6 protein-coding genes and 1 pseudogene are annotated in these 5,412 nt (G+C 36.4%); 1 reads left to right on the forward strand and 6 read right to left on the reverse strand.

Annotated elements, in window-relative coordinates; all coding sequences use genetic code 11:
* From ABZA26_RS06705 to ABZA26_RS06715, 3 genes are all read right to left on the reverse strand, one after another.
* Positions 1-156: DeoR family transcriptional regulator (locus tag ABZA26_RS06705; RefSeq protein WP_372713754.1), on the reverse strand; the 156-nt coding region annotated here is incomplete at its 3' end.
* A gap of 185 nt (positions 157-341) precedes the next feature.
* The gene (gene ptsP / locus ABZA26_RS06710) at positions 342-2,063 is read right to left on the reverse strand and encodes a phosphoenolpyruvate--protein phosphotransferase (protein WP_372713749.1); all 1,722 of its coding nucleotides are present in this window, start codon (positions 2,061-2,063) and stop codon (positions 342-344) included.
* Between the two features lie 88 nt (positions 2,064-2,151).
* Positions 2,152-2,415, reverse strand: a complete 264-nt coding sequence (locus tag ABZA26_RS06715) for an HPr family phosphocarrier protein (RefSeq protein ID WP_372713750.1) — start codon at positions 2,413-2,415, stop codon at positions 2,152-2,154.
* Between the two features lie 388 nt (positions 2,416-2,803).
* Here ABZA26_RS06715 and ABZA26_RS06720 point away from each other — a divergent pair, with 388 nt between their 5' ends.
* The gene (locus tag ABZA26_RS06720; RefSeq protein WP_372713751.1) at positions 2,804-3,820 is read left to right on the forward strand and encodes an alpha-hydroxy-acid oxidizing protein; all 1,017 of its coding nucleotides are present in this window, start codon (positions 2,804-2,806) and stop codon (positions 3,818-3,820) included.
* 26 nt (positions 3,821-3,846) lie between these two features.
* Here ABZA26_RS06720 and ABZA26_RS06725 read toward each other — a convergent pair whose 3' ends face one another.
* The 3 genes and pseudogenes from ABZA26_RS06725 to ABZA26_RS06735 form a co-directional block, all read right to left on the reverse strand.
* Positions 3,847-4,122 (reverse strand): hypothetical protein, encoded by a 276-nt coding sequence (locus tag ABZA26_RS06725; RefSeq protein ID WP_372713752.1) that lies wholly within the window; start codon positions 4,120-4,122, stop codon positions 3,847-3,849.
* Between the two features lie 5 nt (positions 4,123-4,127).
* Complete coding sequence (locus ABZA26_RS06730) at positions 4,128-4,559, reverse strand: PPC domain-containing DNA-binding protein (RefSeq protein ID WP_372713753.1); 432 nt, start codon at positions 4,557-4,559, stop codon at positions 4,128-4,130.
* A 115-nt stretch (positions 4,560-4,674) separates the two neighbouring features.
* Positions 4,675-5,412: pseudogene (locus tag ABZA26_RS06735) on the reverse strand (enoyl-[acyl-carrier-protein] reductase FabV); the annotation flags it as partial.

The raw sequence follows: 5,412 nt of genomic DNA on the forward strand, positions 1-5,412 counted from the left end.
GACTCTTTTAAGAAGACCGTGTTCCTCTAAATAACTAAGATCTCGTCTGATTGTGGACTCGGATATTTTTAGAGTGTCAACAATCTCTTTCATTTTTACGATTTCTTTATTTTTCAAAAGATTCAATATTATGTCGTACCTTTCTTGACTTAACATCTTATCAACTCCTTAATTAAAATATACACTATTTTTTTTAAAAAATCAATCAAATTCATTCAAAAAAAATCAAAAACAATCAAAAAAATCACACAAAGAACCGAAAACAGTCATAAATGCTTATTTTGTGAATACAAAAAATAAAAAAAATCCTCCCTGTAAAGGGAGGAAAAATTTATTGAAAATTATTTTTTTGAGTTAAATTCTTCTATAGCTGCTTTTATTTCATCAGCAGTATCCATAGCCAGTACTTTTTCTACCAGTGCTTCACACTCTTTTTTATCAAGTTTCATGATGTTTTTCTTGACTCTAGGTATTGAGATTGCAGACATTGAAAATGCATCTAGACCCATTCCGAATAAAACGGCAGTGGCTCTCTCGTCTCCTGCAAATTCTCCACACATAGATATAGTTATACCTTCTGCATGGGCACCATCAATAGACATTTTTATAGCTTGAAGTACTGCAGGGTTAAATGGATCATAAAGATGTGCAATGTTTTCATTTCCCCTGTCTACAGCAAGAGTATACTGAGTAAGGTCATTTGTACCTATGGAGAAGAAATCTACCTCTTTTGCAAAATACTTTGCTCTCATTGCAACAGCAGGAGTTTCGACCATTATACCGTACTGAATATTTTCATCAAATTTAATTCCTTCTGCCCTTAACTCTGCTTTACACTCTTCTAAGATAGCTTTTGCTTGTCTTACTTCATCAATAGATATTATCATAGGAAGCATGATCTTTACATATCCAAAAGCAGATGCTCTGAGAAGTGCTCTGAACTGAGTCTTTAATATTTCCGGCCTGTCTAGGCAGACTCTCAGTGCTCTCCATCCTAAAAATGGATTTTCTTCTTTCGGAAGTTCCATATAGCAAAGGGCTTTGTCTCCACCGATATCCATTGTTCTTATTGTTACAGGTTTACCTTCCATTGACTCTACCACAGTTTTGTAGGCTTCAAACTGCTCGTCTTCAGTAGGAAATCTGTCATTATTCATAAACAGAAATTCTGTTCTGTAAAGTCCTATTCCTTTTGCACCATTTCTGTGAAGTCCAGGAAGATCGTTAGGGCTTCCAATGTTTCCAAACATGTCTACTTTTGTACCGTCTATAGAAACTGCATCTTTATCTAAAAGGCATTTTAATTCTTCTTTTTCTTTTGTAAAAGCTTCTCTTTTCTTTTCATACTGAGCTATTTCTTCTTTGTCAGGGTTGATTATTACATCTCCTGTCATGGCGTCTACGATGATGGAGTCTCCGTCTTTTACATAGCTGCAGACATCTCCTGTACCTACTACAGCAGGGATCTCTAGAGATCTGGCCATGATAGATGAGTGGGCAGTTCTTCCGCCTATCTCAGTTACAAATGCCAGCACATTTTCAAGGTCTAGCTGAGCAGTGTCAGATGGTGTAAGGTCTTTAGCTATAATAACTGTATCAGGCTTAAGAGAACTAAGATCTCCTAAGTCATGACCTAAAATATTATGAAGCCATCTGTTACCTATATCTCTCAGATCAGCAGCTCTTTCTCTAAGGTATTCGTCTTCTAAATTTCCAAGCATTTCACAATAAGCCTCTATCCCACGTGACAAAGCATTTTCCGCAGAGATCTCTTCGTCTTCTATAAGTTCTACAACTTCGTCAAATAGATCCTCATCTTCTAAAAGAGTGATGTGACCGTCAAAAATAGAAGCTTTATCTTCTCCTAATTTTAAAGCAGTCTTTTTTCTTATCTCAGTAAGTTGTTCTTTTGATTTATCTCTCGAAGTGATAAGTCTTTCTTTCTCTTTTTCTACGTCTTCTATATCTCCAGTATTGATTACTAGCTCTATTTCTTTATGAAGGTATACCTTACCTATCGCAACTCCAGGGGAAGCATCTATCCCTTTGATAAATTTTCTCATCTGTAAATTCTCCTTCTTCATCAAATTATTAGCGATATTATCGAAAAATTAGAAGGTACATAGTACCCTCTAATTTTAATTTTACTGACTAGTCTCTTAAGTTTGCTAAAAGAGTTGATAATTTTTCCACAGCATCATCTGCGTCTGTTCCCTCTGCATGGACAGTTATCTTAGCACCCTTTTTTATTCCAAGAGAAAGAACCTTTAAAAGAGAAGTTGCCTTTACAACTTTACCAGCTTCATTTTCAACCTCTATCTTTGATTCAAAAGTTTTTGCCATAGTAACGAACTCGTTCCCAGGTCTTGTATGTAAACCAGTTTCATTTTTTATCTCCACCGTTCTACTTACCATCTTAAAATCACTCTCCTCTGAATATTTTTTAAAATATTATTTTTAAATGTAAAATTAAATTATTAACTAGACTGAAGCATTATTAAAAATTTTATCTTCGTATGATAGTTAAATATTTTAGTATGTTGTAAAAATTAATCACAACGTTAATTTAACACTACATCATCCCACAAAATTTGTCAACGTGTTTTTTTAGAACAGCTGCGCTTCATTAGGACACAAATGGGCTTGAAACTATAATTTTACTGTGTGTAATAAAAGGTTTTTTTTCCTTATTTTTTTTGTTATTTGACATAATTTACTCTATAGGATAGACTTTTTTTAAGAGTATTTTTTTGTTTTTCTACTTTTTTACGACACTATTTTTACATTAAGTTAGGGAGGTTATATGGAACTAAGAGAAGTAAGATCAAACGCTAGAGAGAAGATGAAGGGATTTTGTAACTTATGTACTGAGTGCAACGGCGTGTGGTGTGCCGGTCAGGTTCCCGGAATGGGAGGAGCAGGAACAGGCGAATCTTTCAAAAGAAGTTTTGAAAAATTAAAGAACATAAAATTATCCATGAAGACTCTCCACAGTGCAACAAATCCGAACACTTCTTTTGCCATTTTTGGTGAAAAATTATCCATTCCAGTAATAACTGCTCCCATTACAGGGACAAAATTTAATATGGGGGGAGGAGTTTCTGACGAAGAATACATAAACGACGTGGTATTTGGTTCTTTAGATGCAGGAACCATAGCAATGATAGGTGATACAGGGGATTCTAGCTGCTATGTCCACGGTATAGAGGCCCTGAAAAAATCAGGTGGGAAAAGTATAGCAATAATAAAACCGAGAGAGAACAGTGAGATTATCTACAGAATAAAAATGGCAGAAGAGGCTGGGGCACTGGCTGTAGGTGTGGATATAGACGGAGCAGGGCTTGTGACCATGAAACTTTTTGGACAACCTGTAGGGCCAAAAACTCCAGAGGAACTAAAGGAGCTGGTTTCATCTACAGAATTACCTTTCATAGTAAAGGGAGTTCTATCAGTAGAGGAAGCTAAAATATGTGTAAAGGCCGGGGCTGCTGCAATAGTAGTATCAAATCACGGGGGAAGGGTATTGAACCACACCTTGGCTCCGTGTGAGGTTCTAGGGGACATAGTAAAGGCTGTAGGGGATGACATCATAGTCCTTGCTGACGGAAACGTGAGGGAAGGAGCTGATGTAATAAAATACATAGCCTTGGGTGCTAAGGGTGTCCTAATCGGGAGACCTGTTATTTGGGGATCTATAGGGGGGAGACAGGAAGGTGTCAAGACTGTACTTGAAACCATAAAATCTCAACTTTACCAGGGAATGATTCTGACAGGCTCTCACAGCATAGATTCTATAGATAAAGATAAGATAATACTATAAAAAAAAGCTGTGGCATATGCCACAGCTTAAATACTTAATTTAGATAATTCAACATCTTCTGGAAATATTTTTTGAAATGCATCCAGAATTTCGATATTCTTTTCATTTCTTTCTTGATAAATTTTTAGCTCATCTTCATAGACATATTTTTCATAAGTCTGACGGTATTTTTCTAATTCTTCTTTTTCCAATAGGATTTCTTTTTTAAATTTATCCTTGAGTACTCCCAGTTTTCTTTTTGATATTTTTTCACATAGATACATTTCTATATCATGTTTTGTGACATGCCTCTTACGGGACATAGCCATCACTCCCTTTCAATTATTTGTATTTCCCTATACCCTGTGTTTTCGTCAAAATCTCTCTTAAAAGAATATTGACTGAGTTCCCCTATAACAAGTTCACATGTTGTGTTTACAATATTTCCATCTACCAGGTGCCCTCCGAAAACGAGTCCCTCTCTGTCAGCGTAAGAGATATGGAGGTGAATCCCATCTAGAGACAGAGTCCCATTGATGGATATTATCTCCATTTTTTCAGGAAGTTCTTTGATGGTTTTTCCGTCTGCCAATCTTATTCTTCCACTTATGACACAACCTACAGAGGAGAGGACGACTCCAGCCAGTATACTTTTTTCTGCTGAATAATCAATTATGGATTTTTTTATATCTTCTCCATTTTTCAATCTCACGCAGTGTATTTTTATACTTCCCACCTCCTCTGTATGATTTATTTTCATAAACAAACTCCAATAACTATTATACTCTTATTTTCTTAATATCCTTTTTTATTTTTTATTTTAAAAGTGCAACAAGACAAAGAAACCCCCTCAAGGGGGGGCTAATAGAATTATTTTAGGGCTTAAGTTCAGCCAGTTTTTCTAAATCCACATCTTCGTCATAGTTGACACCTTCCACGCTGAAACCATTTAATTTTAAGAATTCTGTTTTATACTTATCAAAATCCGTAAGTTCCTTAAAATTATCTTCAGTAACTTTCTTGTATATCTCTAGCACCTCTTCCTGTACATCGTCTCTCAGTTCCCAGGAATCAGGTCTCATTCTCTTTTCTGAATCAAATTCAGGCGTGTCCCCGTAGACCATATCTGCAAAAAGCCTGTGAGTGTGCTCTATTGCATTTTCTTCTATACCTTTTTCCTCCATGACTCTCATAAGAGCAGAAGCATAGAGAGGGAATATAGGTATATAGGCACTTGCCTTTGTAACGATAGCCTTGTTTACAGCCACATAGGCCTCTCCTGATTTTGTATCTTTTAAAATTCCGTCAAGATCACGTGCTGTTTTTTCCAGGTGCTCCTTGGCAGACCCTATTGTCCCGTGCCTGTAGATTCCCTCCATTACAGCAGGACCTATATATGAATAAGCCAGAGTTTTAAATCCTTCAGAAACTACATCTGCTTCCATAAGGGCTTTTACCCATAATTCCCAGTCTTCTCCTCCCATTACTTTTACAGTATTGGCAAGATCTTCCTCTGTAGCAGGGGAGAGAGTGACCTCTTCCATGCACTCTTTCTCTACATTAAATGTAAACCCAGTCAGAGGTTCTCCCTGAGGTCTGAGATTGGACTTATA

Origin of the sequence: Ilyobacter sp. (genome assembly GCF_041583315.1) — a bacterium.
GTDB lineage: Bacteria > Fusobacteriota > Fusobacteriia > Fusobacteriales > Fusobacteriaceae > Ilyobacter.

Excerpts from the sequence above, each read along its gene's own strand:
- ptsP (WP_372713749.1), bottom strand. The coding sequence starts at position 2,063 with ATGAGAAAATTTATCAAAGGGATAGATGCTTCCCCTGGAGTTGCGATA.
- ABZA26_RS06730 (WP_372713753.1), bottom strand. The coding sequence starts at position 4,559 with ATGAAAATAAATCATACAGAGGAGGTGGGAAGTATAAAAATACACTGC.
- ABZA26_RS06715 (WP_372713750.1), bottom strand. The coding sequence starts at position 2,415 with ATGGTAAGTAGAACGGTGGAGATAAAAAATGAAACTGGTTTACATACA.
- ABZA26_RS06720 (WP_372713751.1), top strand. The coding sequence starts at position 2,804 with ATGGAACTAAGAGAAGTAAGATCAAACGCTAGAGAGAAGATGAAGGGA.
- ABZA26_RS06725 (WP_372713752.1), bottom strand. The coding sequence starts at position 4,122 with ATGTCCCGTAAGAGGCATGTCACAAAACATGATATAGAAATGTATCTA.